This is a genomic window from Kocuria sp. CPCC 205258 (genome assembly GCF_040981005.1).
Taxonomy (GTDB): domain Bacteria; phylum Actinomycetota; class Actinomycetes; order Actinomycetales; family Micrococcaceae; genus Kocuria; species Kocuria rosea.
Map to the genome: position 1 here is coordinate 1 of NZ_JAVKPS010000013.1, position 15,805 is coordinate 15,805.

Annotated in this window: 15 protein-coding genes and 1 pseudogene; 5 read left to right on the forward strand and 11 right to left on the reverse strand. The window is 75.5% G+C overall.

Annotated features, from left to right (window positions below; all coding sequences use genetic code 11):
- Positions 1–621: pseudogene (locus RF644_RS16480) on the forward strand (GTP 3',8-cyclase MoaA); the annotation flags it as partial.
- Positions 622–660: 39 nt separating this feature from the next.
- On the opposite strand, the gene RF644_RS16485 reads toward RF644_RS16480, so the two are convergent.
- Positions 661–1,566 (reverse strand): lysylphosphatidylglycerol synthase domain-containing protein, encoded by a 906-nt coding sequence (locus RF644_RS16485; RefSeq protein WP_368797294.1) that lies wholly within the window; start codon positions 1,564–1,566, stop codon positions 661–663.
- 93 nt (positions 1,567–1,659) lie between these two features.
- Here RF644_RS16485 and RF644_RS16490 point away from each other — a divergent pair, with 93 nt between their 5' ends.
- Positions 1,660–2,427: a CDP-alcohol phosphatidyltransferase family protein gene (locus RF644_RS16490; RefSeq protein WP_368797295.1), complete on the forward strand. Its 768-nt coding sequence runs from the start codon at positions 1,660–1,662 to the stop codon at positions 2,425–2,427.
- Here RF644_RS16490 and RF644_RS16495 read toward each other — a convergent pair.
- The 5 genes from RF644_RS16495 to RF644_RS16515 all read right to left on the reverse strand — a co-directional run bounded on the left by RF644_RS16495 (position 2,420) and on the right by RF644_RS16515 (position 6,504).
- Positions 2,420–3,286, reverse strand: coding sequence for a class I SAM-dependent methyltransferase (locus tag RF644_RS16495; RefSeq protein ID WP_109268317.1), 867 nt, complete (start codon positions 3,284–3,286; stop codon positions 2,420–2,422). The two genes, RF644_RS16490 and RF644_RS16495, sit on opposite strands and share 8 nt — an antisense overlap.
- The gene (locus RF644_RS16500; RefSeq protein ID WP_368797296.1) at positions 3,283–4,467 is read right to left on the reverse strand and encodes a glycosyltransferase family 4 protein; all 1,185 of its coding nucleotides are present in this window, start codon (positions 4,465–4,467) and stop codon (positions 3,283–3,285) included. The genes RF644_RS16495 and RF644_RS16500 overlap by 4 nt, the downstream gene beginning before the upstream one ends.
- A complete protein-coding gene (locus RF644_RS16505) occupies positions 4,464–4,883 on the reverse strand; it encodes a 6-pyruvoyl tetrahydropterin synthase family protein (RefSeq protein ID WP_368797297.1) in 420 nt (139 codons plus the stop codon). Before RF644_RS16505 ends, RF644_RS16500 begins: the two co-directional genes overlap by 4 nt.
- A gap of 27 nt (positions 4,884–4,910) precedes the next feature.
- Positions 4,911–5,918 carry a zinc-binding alcohol dehydrogenase gene (locus tag RF644_RS16510; protein WP_368797298.1) on the reverse strand — a complete coding sequence of 336 codons (1,008 nt, stop codon included), beginning with the start codon at positions 5,916–5,918 and terminating at the stop codon, positions 4,911–4,913.
- A gap of 115 nt (positions 5,919–6,033) precedes the next feature.
- Positions 6,034–6,504 carry a MarR family winged helix-turn-helix transcriptional regulator gene (locus RF644_RS16515; protein WP_368797299.1) on the reverse strand — a complete coding sequence of 157 codons (471 nt, stop codon included), beginning with the start codon at positions 6,502–6,504 and terminating at the stop codon, positions 6,034–6,036.
- Between the two features lie 75 nt (positions 6,505–6,579).
- Here RF644_RS16515 and RF644_RS16520 point away from each other — a divergent pair, with 75 nt between their 5' ends.
- The 3 genes from RF644_RS16520 (at position 6,580) to RF644_RS16530 (ending at position 8,828) form a co-directional block, all read left to right on the forward strand.
- A complete protein-coding gene (locus RF644_RS16520) occupies positions 6,580–7,227 on the forward strand; it encodes a maleylpyruvate isomerase family mycothiol-dependent enzyme (protein WP_368797300.1) in 648 nt (215 codons plus the stop codon).
- A gap of 73 nt (positions 7,228–7,300) precedes the next feature.
- On the forward strand, positions 7,301–7,834 hold the full coding sequence (locus RF644_RS16525) for an alpha/beta fold hydrolase (RefSeq protein ID WP_017834750.1): 534 nt from the start codon (positions 7,301–7,303) through the stop codon (positions 7,832–7,834).
- A 52-nt stretch (positions 7,835–7,886) separates the two neighbouring features.
- Complete coding sequence (locus RF644_RS16530; protein ID WP_368797301.1) at positions 7,887–8,828, forward strand: hypothetical protein; 942 nt, start codon at positions 7,887–7,889, stop codon at positions 8,826–8,828.
- Positions 8,829–8,830: 2 nt separating this feature from the next.
- On the opposite strand, the gene fmdA is transcribed toward RF644_RS16530, so the two are convergent.
- The 5 genes from fmdA to RF644_RS16555 form a co-directional block, all read right to left on the reverse strand.
- Positions 8,831–10,084: a formamidase gene (gene fmdA / locus RF644_RS16535; RefSeq protein WP_368797302.1), complete on the reverse strand. Its 1,254-nt coding sequence runs from the start codon at positions 10,082–10,084 to the stop codon at positions 8,831–8,833.
- 40 nt (positions 10,085–10,124) lie between these two features.
- Positions 10,125–10,409: an FmdB family zinc ribbon protein gene (locus RF644_RS16540; RefSeq protein WP_368797303.1), complete on the reverse strand. Its 285-nt coding sequence runs from the start codon at positions 10,407–10,409 to the stop codon at positions 10,125–10,127.
- Positions 10,410–10,571: 162 nt separating this feature from the next.
- Positions 10,572–11,999, reverse strand: a complete 1,428-nt coding sequence (locus RF644_RS16545) for an FAD-binding oxidoreductase (RefSeq protein ID WP_368797304.1) — start codon at positions 11,997–11,999, stop codon at positions 10,572–10,574.
- 112 nt (positions 12,000–12,111) lie between these two features.
- Complete coding sequence (locus RF644_RS16550) at positions 12,112–13,872, reverse strand: peptidoglycan DD-metalloendopeptidase family protein (RefSeq protein ID WP_368797305.1); 1,761 nt, start codon at positions 13,870–13,872, stop codon at positions 12,112–12,114.
- Between the two features lie 140 nt (positions 13,873–14,012).
- Positions 14,013–15,752 carry a peptidoglycan DD-metalloendopeptidase family protein gene (locus RF644_RS16555; protein ID WP_368797306.1) on the reverse strand — a complete coding sequence of 580 codons (1,740 nt, stop codon included), beginning with the start codon at positions 15,750–15,752 and terminating at the stop codon, positions 14,013–14,015.
- Between the last annotated feature and the right edge of the window lie 53 nt (positions 15,753–15,805).

Below are 15,805 nucleotides of genomic sequence, written 5' to 3' on the forward strand. Positions count from 1 at the left end.
ATGCGCGGGGTCAACGACCACGAGGCCCCGGAGCTGCTCGCGTGGGCGCTGGCGCGCGGCTTCGCCCTGCGGTTCATCGAGCAGATGCCCCTGGACGCCGATCACGGCTGGACCCGGGCGGAGATGGTCACCGCCGCCGAGATCCGTCACCGGCTCTCCACCCGGTTCCGGCTGGCCCCGCACCCGGGGGCGCGCGAGGGCGCCCCGGCCGAACTCTGGGACGTGCACCCCCGCACGGCCAGCGCCGCCCCCGTGGACTCCGGCGCGACCTCGGACGCGACGTCCGCGGCGCCCCCCGCCGCGGCCTCCGCCCTGCGCCCGGGCGCCCAGGACCCGCCGCTGGGCACGGTGGGGGTCATCGCGTCGGTCACCGAGCCCTTCTGCGCCGACTGCAAGCGCACCCGGATCACCGCCGAGGGCAGGATCCGCTCCTGCCTGTTCTCCCACGAGGAGGTCGAGCTGCTGCCGCTGCTGCGCACCGGTGCCACCGACGGACAGCTGGCCGAGCGCTGGCGGGCGGCGATGTGGGCGAAACCGGCCGCCCACGGCATGGACCACGTAGGCCTGGACTCCTCCGACTACGTCCAGCCGGAACGCCCCATGAGCGCGATCGGCGGCTGACGCGCACCACGGGTCTCCCGACGCCGGTCGACCGGCTCGTCAGCCGCGGGGAGAACCGGCTCGGGGAGAGCCGGCGCGCCGGGGCAGCAGCCAGCCCGCCAGGACCACGGCTCCCGGCAGGGCCGAGATCAGGGCGAGCAGCCCGTAGCCGATCGAGATCGCGAAGCCGGTCCCGGCGGGCAGGCCGTGGGCCATCGCGGCCAGGGTGGTGATCCCCTCCCGCGGGCCCCAGCCGCCCACCCCGACGGGGACGGACATCCCGGCGAGGCCCAGCACGGTGGTCCCCCACAGGTTCGCCAGGGTCTCCTGGGGTGCGGTGCGCACGGCCGCCAGCAGGAACAGTCCCTGGTAGCAGGCCCAGGCGAGCACGGACAGCGCCCAGACCCCGGCCCGGTCCCGCGCCGGGGCGCCGCTCGTGGAGCGCCAGGCGACGGCCCCGACGGCGAGCGCCCCGAGGCCGAGGGCCGCGGCGAGCCAGCCGCCGACCGCCAGGGCCGGGACGACCCCGGCCGCGAGGAGCACGGACGTCCCCGCCAGCCGTTCGCCCAGCACGGAGCCGCCGGCGCCGGGCCAGCTGTCGCCGCGCCGGCGGCGGCGCAGCACCCGCACGGCGTCCCCGGTCACACCCCCGGGCAGCAGCAGGTTGACGAGCCCGGACGCCCAGCACTCGCCCAGCGCCTCCCGGAAGCCGATCGGCGTGGCCCGGCTGCGGGCCACCAGCCGCCAGCGCTGGGCCTGGGCCGCGGTGGCCACGAGCCCGGCGCCCAGGGCGAGCGCCACCGTGGCGGGGGTGAGGATCCCGACGGCGCTGCGGACCGCGTCCGTGCCGAGCACGCGGAACAGCATGGCGAGGAGGACCAGCCCGGCCACCGCCTGCCCGGCGGCGAGCAGCACGCGGAGATCGGGCCGCCGCCGCGTGAGGGCGGGCGTGGTCTCGGCGGGCATGGGCGCAGTCTAGCCACCGCCCGCCGTCGCCCGGTTTGACGCGGCGGACCGGGCCCGCCCAGGATGAAGACCCCCGACGCGGAAGGCGACCGCATGCCCCTGGCCCGTTCCACCGGCCCGCACCCCTCGGCGCGCCGGGACGGTCTGCTCGCCTTCGTGGCGCTGGGCGGAGCCCTCGCGGCGCTCCTCCTCCTGGCGGACGCGGCGCTCCCCGTGCTGGTGTGCTCGGTGCTGCTGGGTCTCGCCGTGCTCGGGGCGGTGGTGCGCAGCACCGTGCGCCGCCGCGGTGAGCCCTACGGCCCGGCCGACCGGGTCACCGTGGGCCGCTCCGTGCTCGTCGCCCTGGCCGCCGGGCTCCTGCCCGTGGGGCTGGCCCCGGTGCTGGGGCAGGACGGGGGCCGGCCCGCCGACGCCTGGTGCTGGGCCGTGTTCGCCGTCGCGCTGCCCGCGTGGCTGCTCGACGGGATCGACGGGTGGGTGGCGCGCCGCACCGGGACCGCCACGCGCGCCGGGGCCCGGTTCGACCAGGAGGTCGACGCCGTGCTGCTGCTCTTCCTCTCGGTGGCGGTCGCCGCCCGGATCGGGCTGCCGGAGGCGTGGTGGGTGGTGGTGATCGGCGCCCTGCGCTACCTCTTCCTGCTGGGTCTGCGGGTGCGCCCGGCGTGGCGCCGCGAGCTGCCCTTCTCCTCGTACCGGCGGGTGGTGGCGGGGATCCAGGGCGGCGTCCTGCTCGGCGCCCTGGTCCCGCTGATCCCGCTGCCGCTGGCCGTCACGGCCACCGTCGTGGCGCTCGTCCTGCTGCTGGTGTCCTTCGGTCGGGACGTGCTGTGGCTGGAGCGGTGCGCCCGCGGCCTCAGCTGACGGGCGGCAGGCCGAGCACGTCCGCGTGCCCCACGGTGGCCCGCAGCCGGCCGCGGGCGCAGTCCACCAGGCGGGTCCGCAGCCAGGCGTGGGCCTCGGCCGTGAGGTCCGGGCGGTGCTCCACGGCGGCGTCCGCGCGGTCGGCGAGGAACCGCTCCAGGAGGGGCCGGGCCCACGCCTGGTCGGAGATCCACCAGGGGGTGGGCGTCACGTCCACGACCATGCCGCGCTCCTGCAGGGCCTCCGCGGCCAGCCGCACGGCGTCGGTCCCGGCGAGCTCGCCGCGGTGCTGGTGGTCCTCGAAGGCCCCCAGCACCGAGGGGTCCAGGTGGTGGGGCGGGTCGAGGAGGACCTCGCCGTCGACGGTCAGGGCGAGGAGCGCCGGGACGGCCTCCTCGGAGAGCACGCGGGCCAGGTCCCGGAGCTGCTGCCGGGTCAGCAGGTCGAGCAGGGCGGAGCACGTCACGAGCCGGCGGGCCGCCGGGTGCTCCGCGAGCACCCGGCCGAGCTCCTCGACCCCGGCGAGGACGGGCACGACGTCGGCCCCCTCCGCCCGGGCGGCGGCCACGGCCTGGTCGAGCAGCTCGCGGTCGTGGTCGAGCAGGATCCAGCGCTGGGGGCCGGGGAGGTGCCGGGCGAGCCAGGCCCGGTTCGCGCCCGTCCCGGCGCCGAGGTCCACCACCACGACCGGCTCGGTGTCCGCGGCGCCGGGGGCCGCGGCCGGCGGCAGCTGCTCCCAGTGCCGCACGATGCGGGCGATCAGCGGCAGGGAGTCCTCGCGGGCCGCGGCGTCGGCGGGCTCCCGCAGGGCCAGCCAGTCGCCGGCGACGGGACGGTCGGGGGCGGAGTGGTTCGTCATGACGGTCTCCTGGTGCGGTCGTGGTCGTGGTCGGGGTCGGGACTGCGCCCGAGGGGATCGGACGGGTCGAGGGGCGGGTCGAGGTGCGGGCCGATCGCCGCGAGGACGTCGCGGGCGGTGTCCGTCCAGCTGCGCAGGCGGTCGCGGCGGGCCAGTGCGGCGGCCCGCCACTGCGCGCGCAGGGCGGGGTCGGTCAGCCAGTCGCGCAGCACCGCGGTCCAGGCGGACGGATCGGCGGGGTCGAGGGCGGCACCGGCCCGGAGGCCGGCGCCGGGCGGAACACCGGTGTCGGGCGCACCCCGGGGCCCCGGCGTGCCGTCGAGGGCCTCGACCGCACCGGTGCCGGCCGCGACCACCGCGGGCACGCCGTGGGCGAGCGCCTCGGTGACGACCATGCCGTAGGTCTCGGTCGTGGAGGGCAGCAGCAGCAGGTCGGTGCGCGCCCACTGCCGGGCCAGCGCGGCGCCCTCGAGGGGACCGGGGCAGCGCACGCGCCCCGGATCGGGGAGGTCCCGGACTGCCGCACGCAGGGTGCGGACGTGCTCGGGGTCGCCCTCGGGGCCGACGAGGTCGAGGGTCCAGCCGAGGGCGGTCAGCGGCGCGAGGGCCTCCAGCAGGAGGCCCTGGTTCTTGCGCGGCGTCAGGGACGCCAGACAGGTCAGCCGCGGCGGGCGCGACCCCGCGGCCACCGGTCCGCGCTCGGCCCCCGGCTCGGCCACGACGGCGTCCGCGGTGCCGTAGCGGCGGAGGAGGTCGCGGGCCGCCCAGGCGCTGGGCGCCAGCACGCCGGTGGCGGTGGCGAGAGCGGCCGCCTCCCGCCGGGCGAGCTCCGTGGCGGCCGCGGGGTCCAGCCCGGTCTCGGCGGGCAGGGGCAGGTGCACGAGCAGGTGCACGGGCACCCCGGAGCGCACGGCGTCGTCGACCGCCTCCGGTGCCGCGCACCCCACGAGGCCGTCGAGGACGACCGCCCGCCCGGGGGCCGGTGCGCCCAGCGCGCGCCGCACCCGGGCCCGGGCGGCACCGTCCGGCGCGGGCCAGCCCCCGGCCACCGGCACGAGCCGCGCCGGGCGCCCCAGGGCGTCCAGCGCCGCCACGAGCCGGCGGTCGTAGAGCGAGCCGCCGGTGGGCCGCCCGCCGTCGTCGGGCACCACCACGTCGATGCCCGCGCGCGCGGTGCTCACCGGGCGGGGGCGGGCCCGCCGCGCTCGCTCAGCACGGGCAGCTCGAGGGTGTAGGAGGCCCAGGCGTCGGGGGTCTCCCGGAGGGTCACGGTCAGCCGCTCGAGCCCTTCGACGAACGCCGCCCCCGCCGCGAGCCGCTCGGTGACGTACTGGGCCAGGACCTCCGTGGTGGACAGCCGGCCCGCGAAGTCCGGGTGCTCGTCGAGGTTGCGGTAGCGCAGCCCGTCGAGGACGCCCGCGAGCAGGTCGTTGGCCACCCCGATGTCCATGACCACCCCGTGCTCGTCGAGGACCGGCCGGGACCAGGTGGTCTCCACCACGTAGGTGGCCCCGTGCAGGTTCTGGGCGGGGCCGAAGAACGGGTCCGGCAGGCTGTGGGCGATCATCATGTGGTCTCGGACGGTCAGGGTGAACACGGAGCTCCTCGGGTCGGTGGGGGGCGGTCAGTCGTAGTGCACCACGTGGCACAGGACGTCCGGGGCTCCTGCGGCGAGCCGTGCCATCGTGGCGGGCAGCTCCTCGAACGAGGAGCTCGCGGAGAGCAGGGCGTCGAAGCGGGGGTCCCGGAGGGCGTCCAGCGCGGTGGTGAGCCGGTCGGCGGTCGTGCGGCGGGCCCGGCGGGCGGGGGCGACGACGCCCACCTGGCTGGCGCGCAGCTGCAGCCGGCGGGCGTGGAAGTCGGCGCCGAGCGGGACGGCCGGGTCCTCGTCGCCGTACCAGGACAGCTCGATCAGCTCCCCCTCGTCGCCGAGCAGCTCGAGCCCCCGCGCCAGGCCGGCGGCGGTGGATGAGGCGTGCAGGACGACGTCGCACTCCCCCGCGGCGTCCTCCGGCAGCACGTGCTCCACGCCGAGCCGGGCCGCGAGCACCCCGCGGGACGGCTGCGGGTCCACGAGCTGCAGCCGGGCCAGCGGGAAGCGGGTCAGCAGCGCGGCCGTGCACGCGCCGATCATCCCGGCCCCGACCACGGCCACGCGGTCCCCGAAGCGGGGCGCGGCCTCCCACAGCGCGTTGACGGCCGTCTCCACCGAGCCCGCGAGCACCGCGCGCCCGGAGGGGACGTCGTCGGGCACCGGGGTCACGGCGGAGGCCGGGAGCACGTAGCGGTCCTGATGGGGGTGGAGACTGAAGACCCGCCGGCCCACCAGGTCCTCCGGTCCCTGCTCCACGACGCCCACGGACAGGTAGCCGTACTTCACGGGGCCGGGGAAGTCCCCCTCCTGGAACGGGGCGCGCATCCGTCCGTGCACGCGCGCCGGGACGAGGCCGCGGTGGACGAGCGACTCGGTGCCGCGGCTGACCCCGGAGCGCAGCGCCCGCACCAGGACGTCCTCGGGGCCCGGGACGGGCAGCTCCGCGGTGCGCAGCTCTCCCCGGCCGGGCTCCACGGTCCAGTAGGCGCGGCCGGTGCGGGGGTCCTCCGGCGGGGCGGGGTGAGCGGCGTCGGTCATGGTCCCATTGTGTCCCGACGGCCGTGCCGCGCCACCGGGTGACCACGGCGCGCCCCCGTGACCCCCGTGCCCCCGGCCGACCACACCGCCGCGGGGTCGGCCGGGTGCTGCCGGATCAGCCGGGCGCCCCGTGGTCGGCCGGCGGGGAGCGGACGTCGCCGGGCTCCTCGTGCAGCTCGGCGAGCGCCCGGCGCAGCGCGGCATAGCGCCGCGCCCCGAGCCGGCGCCGCCACTGCTCCTCCACCTCGGCGACCACCCCGGCCGCCACCGCCTGGGCGGCCCGGCCGCGCTCGGCGACGCTCACGAGCCGCGCCCGGGCGTCGGCGGGATCGGGGCGCCGCTCCACGTACCCCTCCTCCTCCAGGGCCTGGACGAGGAGGCTGGCCGTCTGCTTGGTGACCCGGGCCTGCTCCGCCAGCTGCACCGTGCGGGTGCCGTCCGGGCCGATCCGTTGGAAGATCCGGGCCTGCGCGTAGGAGAGGTCCGCGAAGCCGGCGGCGTGCAGCGCCTCGACCACCCGGATCTCCATGTCCCGGTACGGGTAGTACAGCAGCAGCCCCGTGTTGGTCCCCGCGTCCTCGTGCATGCCCACCCCTTGACAGCCTGGCCGTCACCGCCGGAAAATTCAGTCAGTAAACCTGACCATATGGAGGAGATTATCATGGACCGCGACGCCATCTGGGACGCCGTCCACCGGGAGCGGTCCGCGCTGGCGGACCTGCTCGAGACGCTCCGTCCCGAGGAGTGGGACCACCCCACCCTCTGCCCGGGATGGGCGGTGCGGGACGTCGCGGCGCACGTCATCGCCTCGCCCCAGGTCGGTCTCGCCGATCTCGTCCCGGCTCTGTGGCGGGGCCGCGGGGACTACAACCGCGCCCTGTACCTGGACGCCCGGGCCCGCGGCCGCCGGCCGGTCGAGTCGATCCTCGCCGACTACCGCCGCCTGGACGGCTCGAGGCGCCACCCGCCGGGCACGACCATCCGCGAGCCGCTGCTGGACGTCCTGGTCCACACCCAGGACATCGTCCTGCCCCTGGGCCGGCACCACGCCATGCCCCCGGAGGCCGCACGCACGGCCGCCGACCGGGTGTGGTCCATGCCCTTCCCGTTCCGGGCGCGCCGGAGACTGCGCGGGGTGGCGCTCACCGCGACCGACGTCGACTGGCGCGCCGGCAGCGGCCCCGAGGTCCGGGGCGCGATCGACGCGCTCCTGCTGCTGCTGACCGGCCGCACCGCGGCGTTGGACCGGCTCGAGGGGCCCGGCCTCGACGTCGTGGGAGCAGGCCCGGGAGCCTCCCACCGCTCTTGACACCTCGCCGCGGCGGCGGGGACGCTGGTGGAGGCGGCGTCCGCCGTCACCTCCCCCGTCCCCGAGGTGACCCATGGTCCAGCGCATCCTCTTCCTGCACGGTGCCGGGCCCCAGCCCCGCACCGGCGACAACCCGGTGCTCGAGGCCGTGCGGCGGCAGTGGCCCGATGCCGACCTCGTGGCCCCGGACCTCCCGAGCCCGGAGGACCCCGACCCGGACCAGTGGCAGGAGGCGATCGGCCGGGCCGTCCGCGCCATCCCGGACGAGCCCTGGGTGATCGTGGGCCACTCCCTCGGCGGGTCCGAGGCCCTGCGCTTCCTCTGCCACCGGATCCCCACCCTGCTGCAGCGCGTCGTGACCGTGGCGGCCCCGTGCTGGTGCCCGGAGCACCCGGACGTGGAGGAGCAGGGGTTCGCCCTGCCCTCGACCGTGGGCCGGAAGCTCGCGGACCTCGAGATCGTCGTGGTCCACGCCGAGGACGACGACGTGGTGCCCCCCGCCCACGCGCGCTGCCTCACCGAGCGGCTGCCCTCGGCCCAGCTCGTGCTGCTCCCCTCCGGCGGGCACCTGCCGACGTCCTGGACGGACCGGGGTCTCATTGCGTGATGCGGACCCGCCCGGCTCGGCAGGACGGCCGCCGTGCGAGAGCATGGGCACCATGAGCCGATCGCACCCGCAGCACCGCAGGACCGTCCGCACCCTGGGGGCCGCCGCGCTCCTCCTGGGACTCACCGTCCCGGCCCCCGCGGCGGCGCTCCCGGCCGCCCCGGGCGGCGCGGCCGCCACGACCGCGGCGGTCACCGTCCCCGCCTCCTGCGGTCCGGCAACGGGCCCGCTGCCCGCCGCGGTGGGACCCGGGGCGCAGGACGACCGGCGTGCCCTGACCACCGCGCTGGACGAGCTGAGCGCGGCGGTGGGCGCCGAGATCGGGCTGCTGGTGCAGGACGCGGACGGCCGCACGGTCTTCGCCCACCGCCCCGAGGTGTCCGGCATGGAGGCCAGCCTCTCCAAGGTCCCGCTGGCCCTCACCACCATGCGCCTGGCCGCCGAGCAGGACGGCCGGCTCACGGAGCAGCAGCGGGCCCTGATCCGCGACAGCGTCCACGAGAGCGGCAACGAGTCCACCACCGCTCTCTACGGCGCGCTCGGGCCCACGCTCTCCGCCATGGAGGGCGAGCTCAACGAGACCTACGACCTCATGGGCGTCAGCTCGACCCGGTCCTCGGGTGGCTGGGGCCACAACCTGACCACCGCCTCCGACCAGCTGGCCGTGCTGGGCACGGTCGTCCGCGGGGCGGACTGGCTGCCCGAGGAGGACCTGGCCTGGTTGCGGGAGCAGATGCGGCCCACCCATCCGTCCCAGACCTGGGGCGTGGGCGCGGCCCGCGCGGACGGGTCCGGGGTGGTGGACTCCCTCGTCAAGAACGGGTGGCTGCCGGACGCCGGCGGCGCGTGGGACACCCACAGCGTGGGGCGCACGGTGTCGGGCGGGACCGCCCACCACATCGCGGTGCTGGGCTCCGGCTACCCCTCCGCGGCCTGCGGCCAGGACGTGGCCACCGCCGTGGTCGACCTGTACCTCGCGCTCGGGACCGGCTGAGCTCACGCGGCCGCGTGCGGCGCCCCCGCACCCGGATCCACCCGGTGCGGTCCGGACGCGGACGGCCGTACGTCGAAGTCGAAGATCGCCGTGGGCAGATAGACCGTGGCGCAGGAGTTGGGGATGTCCACCACCCCCGAGAACCGGCCCTCGATCGGCGCGGCGCCCAGCAGCAGGTACGCCTGCTCCGGGGAGTACCCGAACTTCGTGAGGTAGTCGACGGCGTGCAGGCACGCCCGCTGGTAGGACAGCTGCGAGTCGAGGTAGCGCTGCTCGCCGTCGAGGGTCACCGAGGTGCCGGAGAAGGCGATCCACTCGCTGTACTGCGGGTCCGTCCTGCCCGGCAGGAAGATCGCGTTCTCCGTGACCCCGTAGGTCTCCATGCCGCCCCTGATGAGGTCCACGTGGAAGTCGATGAACCCGCCCATCTCGATGGCGCCGCAGAACGTGATCTCGCCGTCGCCCTGGGAGAAGTGCAGGTCGCCCACGGAGAAGTTCGCGCCGTCCACGAAGACGGGGTAGAAGACGCGGGTGCCCTTGGTGAGGTTCTTGATGTCCTGGTTGCCGCCGTTCTCGCGGGGCGGGGCGGTGCGCGCGGCCTCCGCGGCGACCCGCTCGACGTCGGAGCCGGGAACCCCGCCGAGCAGGGCGTTCTCCGGCTCGGGCGGCAGCGCCAGGGGCGGGACCCGGTCCGGGTCGGTGGCGATGAGCGCCCCTTCGCGCGCGTTCCACCGGGCCAGGAGCTCCGCGGAGGGCGCGGTGCCCATCAGGCCGGGGTGGACGATGCCGGTGAACGAGACCTCCGGGACGTGCCGGGAGGTCGCGGTCTGGCCGCGGAAGTCCCAGATCGCCTTGTAGGCGTCCGGGAACCGGTCGGTGAGGAAGCCTCCACCGTTGGACCGTGCGAAGACGCCGGTGTACCCCCAGCCCTGCCCGGCCAGGGGGCCGGAGTCCTCCTGCGGGATGGGGCCGACGTCGAGGATGTCGACGACGAGCAGGTCGCCCGGCTGGGCGCCCTGCACCGCGAACGGGCCGGAGAGCTTGTGCACGGTCGTCAGCGGCGCGTTGAGGACGTCCTCGGCGGAGTCGTCGTTGACGATCGCGCCGTCGAACCACTCCCGGCAGTGCACCCGGAACGTGTCCCCCGGTCGCACGGTGGCCACCGGGGGGATCTCCGGGTGCCACCGGTTGTGCCCGACCAGCTGCTGGTCCTCGAACGGCCGTGACGAGTCCAGGGGAAAGATGAGCTCCGGCATGACGTGCCTCCTTGGCGGCTGTGCTGCGGTGGTGTGCCTCTCAGGGCCGGGGAAGTCTGCGGTGCAGGGGGTTGCCGGTGGTCCGGGGCGCTCGCCGGGAGCCGGGCGGGGGCGCGGTGACGACGTCGGGCTCCGCGGCGGTGCGCTCGGTGCGCTCGATCAGCCGGGCCGCGGGGGTGCCGGCCCGGGAGAGCCCGGGCGCGCTCATCAGCCGCCGCGCCGCGGAGCCGCAGCCGGGGCAGTCGCTCTCGCGCGTGGCCGCGCCCATGGCCAGGAGGACCTCGAAGTCGCCGCACTCCCGGCACCGGTACTCGTAGATCGGCATGCGGGGCGCCTCCCGGGAACGCGGGGTCTCTGGACTGACGACCCTAGTGCCGGGTCCGTGGCCGGGGAAGGGCCGCCATCGACATCGCCCGGACATGACGGGGCGGGGCCGCAGGTTCCTCGGGGCGCGAGCCCGCGCCAGGAGGCCCTGCCGGACGTGCGCTCAGGGCCGGCCGGGCGGCACGTTCAGGTTGTGCCGGAAGAGGTTCCCGGGGTCGTAGCGGTCCTTGAGCGCGGCCAGCCGCTGGTGCTTCTCCCGCCCGTAGGCCAGGCGCACCGCCTCCGCCGGGTCGCCCCCGAGCTCGGCGTCGGGCCCCATGAGGCCGACGTACTCGCCGTGCTCGGCGAACGGCTGCATGGTGTCCCGCACGGTCCGCACGAAGGCTGCGAGGTGCTCGTCGTCGGCCGGGTCGTGCCGGACCCCGTGCACCGTCAGCCAGTACCGCGCGGACCGGTTGGGGAAGGCGGTGGCCTCCTCGGGCACCCTGCCGAAGGCGCCCTCGAGGTGGTGGACGTCGATGCCGGTGCCCCGGCAGGTGATCCCGGCGGCCAGCCCGACGAGGACGTCGACGACCTCGTCGTCCAGCCGGGAGAAGGGAAGGTTGCGCCAGTGGCCGTGCGAGCCCCGGGGGAAGAGCCCGTCCCGTGCCCCCTGCCACGCGAGCCAGGGCGTCGGGCCCATCTCCTCGGCGTCGGGCGGAGCGTCCTCCCGCAGTCCGTCGACGACGTCCAGGCCGGCGGCGTGGTCCTCCGAGACCCAGCTGAACCCCACGGTCAGCACCGGCTCCTCACCCATCCCCGCCGCCGGGGGCGGGATCGCGAACGAGAGGACCGGGTTCATCTCGTCCGGCAGACCGCGCGACCACGCGGCGAAGGCGGACAGGGCGCCCTCCCAGCGCGGCCTGCGGTAGTGGAGGTTCCCCGCGAGCACGGTGGACGGAAGCCGGCGGGCCCGGAAGGTGAAGGAGGAGACCACCCCGAGGTTGCCCCCGCCGCCGCGGAGCCCCCAGAACAGCCCGGCGTTCTCCTCCTCGCTGACGTGCAGGTGGTCGCCGGCTGCGGTCACCACGTCGGCGGAGTCCAGGTTGTCGAGGCTCAGCCCGTTGCCGCGGGTCAGCCACCCCATGCCCCCGCACAGGGTGAGCCCCGCCACGCCCACCGCGCCGGTGAGGCCACCGGGAACGGCGAGGCCGTACCGGGCCGTGGCACGGTCGAGAGCGGCGAAGGTGGCGCCGGGCTCCACACTCACGAGCTGGTTCGCGGGATCGACGACGACGCCCCGCAGCCGCCCGAGGTCCAGCACCAGGCCGCCCTCGACCGTGCCGTGGCCCGCCACGCCGTGCCCGCCGCCCCGCACCGCCAGCGGAAGGCGCGTGCGCTGGGCCGCGGCCAGCGCCAGGTCGATGTCGGCGAGGTCCCCGGCCCGCACGAGAGCCCGGGGGCGGGCGTCGATCAGGCCGTTCCAGACGCGGCGGGCCCTGTCGTAGTCGGCGTCCCCCGGCTCCACCAGCGCCCCGGCGAGACGGTCCCGGAGTTCCTGGAGCGCCCTGGCCGTCCCGTGGTCCGGCGCACCGTGGTCGGTGGTGCTCATGGTTCCCGCTCCTGCGCGAAAATAATTCGTCGGCCCGGGGGCAAATTCTAGTCGTCCGCGTTCCCGACTCGGCAGATGACCTCGTCACGCCTGCATAACTCCGCGCGCGACGTCAGGGACGGGCGGTCCCGTCCGCTCCGGCGGCCGGCCCGGGCTCGGCGTCCGGCTCCGCCCCGGCGGCACCGGCGCCCTCTGCGGGGCCGGCCGGGTCGGTGGTCCCGGTCCGGCCGGTGGCCGGCTCGGCCGCGGCCTTCGGCGCCGGGCTGTCCGGCTCCGCGTCCTGGTCGTTCGGGATCCCGTCGCCGTCGCGGTCCGGGTCGTCCTCGTTGCGCAGGCCGTCGCCGTCCAGGTCCGGGTCCTCGTCGTTGGGGAAGCCGTCCCCGTCGAGATCGGGGTCCTCGTGGTTCAGCAGGGGGGCGCCGTCGAGGAGGTCGCCGTCCAGGTTGTCGTCGTCGACGTCCGGGATCCCGTCCTTGTCGGTGTCCCGCTGCGCGTCCGGAATCCGCGGGGCGACTGCCGGTTCGAGCTCGGGCTCCACGTCGGGCTGAGGCGCGGGCTTCACCACGGGCTCGGGTGCCACCGGAGGCAGCTCTGGCTCCTCGAGTACCGGCGGGGCCGGAACGGGCTCGGGCACGTCAGGATCGGCCGGAGGAGCAGCCGGCACGGATGGGGCAGCCGGCACGGCCGGGATGGCCGGGGTGGCCGGCACGGGTGGGGTAGCCGGAGCCGGGGCGGCCTCCGCCTGCTGCACGGGCGGCTTGGCGTTTCCGGCCTTCTCGGCCTCTGCTCGCTTCGCGGCCTCGGCCTTCTTGGCGGCCTCCGCCTTTTTCACCGCATCGGCTTTCTTCGCGGCCTCGGTCTTCTTCGCGGCCGCCGCCTTCTTCGCGGCCCCTGCCTTCTTCGCCGCCTCGGTCTTCTTGGCGGCCGCCGCCTTCTTCATCGCATCGGCCTTCTTCGCGGCCTCCGCCTGCTGCACGGCCGGGTCCTCGGCCGTGTCCGGGACGGGGACCTCGAGGGAGTACTTGCTGCGGGAGGCGGGGATGACGCGCATGCCGTCGACCCAGTCGAAGGACTGCGGGTCTACGGCCTGCCCGTCCACCCAGGTCTCGAAGTGCAGGTGCGGGCCCGTGACCCGGACGCCGGTGGCACCCACCGTGCCGAGCTGCTCGGAGGCGGCGAGCCGGTCCCCGGTCCGGACCCGGACGTCCTCGAGGTGGTTGTAGGTGGTCCTGATCCCGTCCGCGTGGGTGACCTCCACCCGGTTGCCGCCCCAGACGTCCCAGAACACGGCCGTCACCACCCCGTCGAGGGCGGCGACGACGGGCAGGCCCGCCGCGGCGGAGACGTCGGTGCCGTTGTGGAACTCGCGCCCGCCGCGGTCCGGGGCGATCCGCCAGCCGAACTGGCCACCGGGCAGGACGGCGCCGGGACGGGCCGGCGCGATGATCGTGTTGACGGGCAGCTCGCCCTGGTACAGCTTCGGCGCCTGCCGGCCCGGGCGCACGGTCGAGGCCGACTCGCGCCCCCCGTCACCGCGGCCCGTCCCGGCCCGCCAGGAGCCCTGACCCGCTCCGCCGTCCCGCACGGGCGAGGTCGTGCGGTCGTCCCGCAGCGGCCCGGCCGGCGGAGCGGTCCGCTCCTGCCCGGCCGCGAGCAGGCTCCATCCGCTGTCCCTCTGCTCCGTCCGCTCCGCGGAGGCCGCCGGGGCGCCGAAGGCCGAGCCCCGGCCCTGCCCGGTGTCCGGGCTGATGCCCGCGCTGACGGCCACGCTGACGGCCACCAGCGCCGAGAACGCGGTGAGCGCGGTCACCGGCGAGGACGCGCGGTGGCGTAGGGCGTGGCGGGCGGGACGGCGAGAGGAGTCGCGGGGCATGACGGTGTTTCCCCCAGGAAGTCGCGGCGAGCGACGAGAAGAACGAACAGACGGTGGGGGCACTCTCGCCCCGCAGCATCAGCTTAAGTGAACAAAGGGGTCCCGACCGAGGGATCGGCCGTCCCCTCATCGGCGCCTTGTCATGCGAGGACTTTATGCAGTTGCAACATAACCCCCCAGTGGACCGGTTCCGGAGCGAGACCAGGGACACCGACCAGCCGAGCCGCGGTGCCACCACCCTTGCTGGACGAGACGCCCTCGGAAGACGACAGCGCCGCTGGACAGTCGGTGCGTCCGTCTTCCGCCGCTGGGCAGTCCTCCGGTCCGACCCCTGCGGGTATGCAGTCCAGAGCGCCAGGACCGCGCACAGCGCAGTCCTCCAGCCCCGGGCCTGAGGGGTAGCAGTCGACTTGACCGGGCACTGTGGGCGGACAGTCTTCGGGCCCCGGCCCGGGAGGCTCGCAGTCGACCGGCCCCGGAGTCGCAGGAGGGCATACTGGGGACTCCGGCGTCGGGCACCCAGGAGTCCCCAGCCCACCCTCCGGACACTGAACCGGCTCCGGCGTCGGGCACCCAGGAGTCCCCAGCCCACCCTCCGGACACTGAACCGGCTCCGGCGTCGGGCACCCAGGAGTCCCCAGCCCACCCTCCGGACACTGAACCGGCTCCGGCGTCGGGCACCCAGGAGTCCCCAGCCCACCCTCCGGACACTGAACCGGCTCCGGCGTCGGGCACCCAGGAGTCCCCAGCCCACCCTCCGGACACTGAACCGGCTCCGGCGTCGGGCACCCAGGAGTCCCCAGCCCACCCTCCGGACACTCCGAGGTCAATGGACCTTGATCGTTGTTCTTGCCCGGTTTGCAGTTCGCCACCTCCCCGTCCACGACGACGCATTTGGCCCGCTGGGACGTCAATGCGCCCGGACAGTCGGAGTCGGTGTCGCCGGTAGCACACCTCTCCTCCCTCTCCACGGCGTCCGGAGCACCACAGTCGATGTGGCCACCCTTGGCATGGGGACAGTCGGTGACCTTGCCGAGCGAAGACTGGTCGCCTGGCCCTCCGCTCTCGATCTTCGGGACGTTCTGCCCTGATTCGCGCGGTGCCTTGATGACACGGTCCCCGTCGATCCAGTCGAAGGCCTGCGGGTCCACGGCTTTGTCGTCGATCCACGTCTCGAAGTGCAGGTGCGGTCCGGTAACACGGGCCCCCGAGGCCCCCACACTCCCGAGGCGCTGCGAGGCCTGCAGCACGTCTCTCTTCTGAACGCTGACTTCGTCGAGGTGGTTGTACGTCGTCTTCATACCATTGACGTGAGCGACCTCAACCCGGTTGCCGCCCCAGACGTCCCAGAACACGGCCCGCACCACGCCGTCCATCGCCGCGACCACGGGTGACCCCCTCTCGGCCGCGAGATCGGCACCGTTGTGAAGCTCAGGAACACCGAGGTCCGGGGCGACCCGGTTCCCGAACGCTCCCGCAGGGTGCACATCGGTGGGTCGGGCAGGGGCGATCAGTGTGTTCACAGGGAGCTTGCCCTTGTACACCGGCGCGTCGGCCCCGGGACGGAGGTGGGACACCAACGGGATGGCAGCAGCCCAAGGCGGTCCGACCTGCATCAGGGAGAACTGCATCTGCCACTGGTGCGTTGCGGCCAGGAACACCTTCCAGCCGGTGCCGGTGCCCTCGACCTCGGCGCTGGATGATTCGGTCGCCGACGTCGTGCCATCCCGAGCGACCGTGTCGAAAGAGGCCTGGGAACCGCCCGGGACAGTGCAGGCGCTGAGCACGAGCAGCACAGCGAAGGCCAGGGCCGACATCAGTGAGAGACCCCGATGACCGGGCCCCGTGAAGGCCTGTCGGCGGACGCGGTCGTCAGACATGACGTCACCCATTTCGGGAGACCGCGACATAGCCGCGGTGGTGGTTCCGAGCA

Bases quoted from the DNA above. Each gene is read 5' to 3' on its own strand.
- RF644_RS16485 (WP_368797294.1), bottom strand. From the start codon at position 1,566: ATGCCCGCCGAGACCACGCCCGCCCTCACGCGGCGGCGGCCCGATCTC.
- RF644_RS16490 (WP_368797295.1), top strand. From the start codon at position 1,660: ATGCCCCTGGCCCGTTCCACCGGCCCGCACCCCTCGGCGCGCCGGGAC.
- RF644_RS16495 (WP_109268317.1), bottom strand. From the start codon at position 3,286: ATGACGAACCACTCCGCCCCCGACCGTCCCGTCGCCGGCGACTGGCTG.
- RF644_RS16510 (WP_368797298.1), bottom strand. From the start codon at position 5,918: ATGACCGACGCCGCTCACCCCGCCCCGCCGGAGGACCCCCGCACCGGC.
- RF644_RS16515 (WP_368797299.1), bottom strand. From the start codon at position 6,504: ATGCACGAGGACGCGGGGACCAACACGGGGCTGCTGCTGTACTACCCG.
- RF644_RS16520 (WP_368797300.1), top strand. From the start codon at position 6,580: ATGGACCGCGACGCCATCTGGGACGCCGTCCACCGGGAGCGGTCCGCG.
- RF644_RS16525 (WP_017834750.1), top strand. From the start codon at position 7,301: ATGGTCCAGCGCATCCTCTTCCTGCACGGTGCCGGGCCCCAGCCCCGC.
- RF644_RS16530 (WP_368797301.1), top strand. From the start codon at position 7,887: ATGAGCCGATCGCACCCGCAGCACCGCAGGACCGTCCGCACCCTGGGG.
- fmdA (WP_368797302.1), bottom strand. From the start codon at position 10,084: ATGCCGGAGCTCATCTTTCCCCTGGACTCGTCACGGCCGTTCGAGGAC.
- RF644_RS16540 (WP_368797303.1), bottom strand. From the start codon at position 10,409: ATGCCGATCTACGAGTACCGGTGCCGGGAGTGCGGCGACTTCGAGGTC.
- RF644_RS16545 (WP_368797304.1), bottom strand. From the start codon at position 11,999: ATGAGCACCACCGACCACGGTGCGCCGGACCACGGGACGGCCAGGGCG.
- RF644_RS16550 (WP_368797305.1), bottom strand. From the start codon at position 13,872: ATGCCCCGCGACTCCTCTCGCCGTCCCGCCCGCCACGCCCTACGCCAC.
- RF644_RS16555 (WP_368797306.1), bottom strand. From the start codon at position 15,752: ATGTCTGACGACCGCGTCCGCCGACAGGCCTTCACGGGGCCCGGTCAT.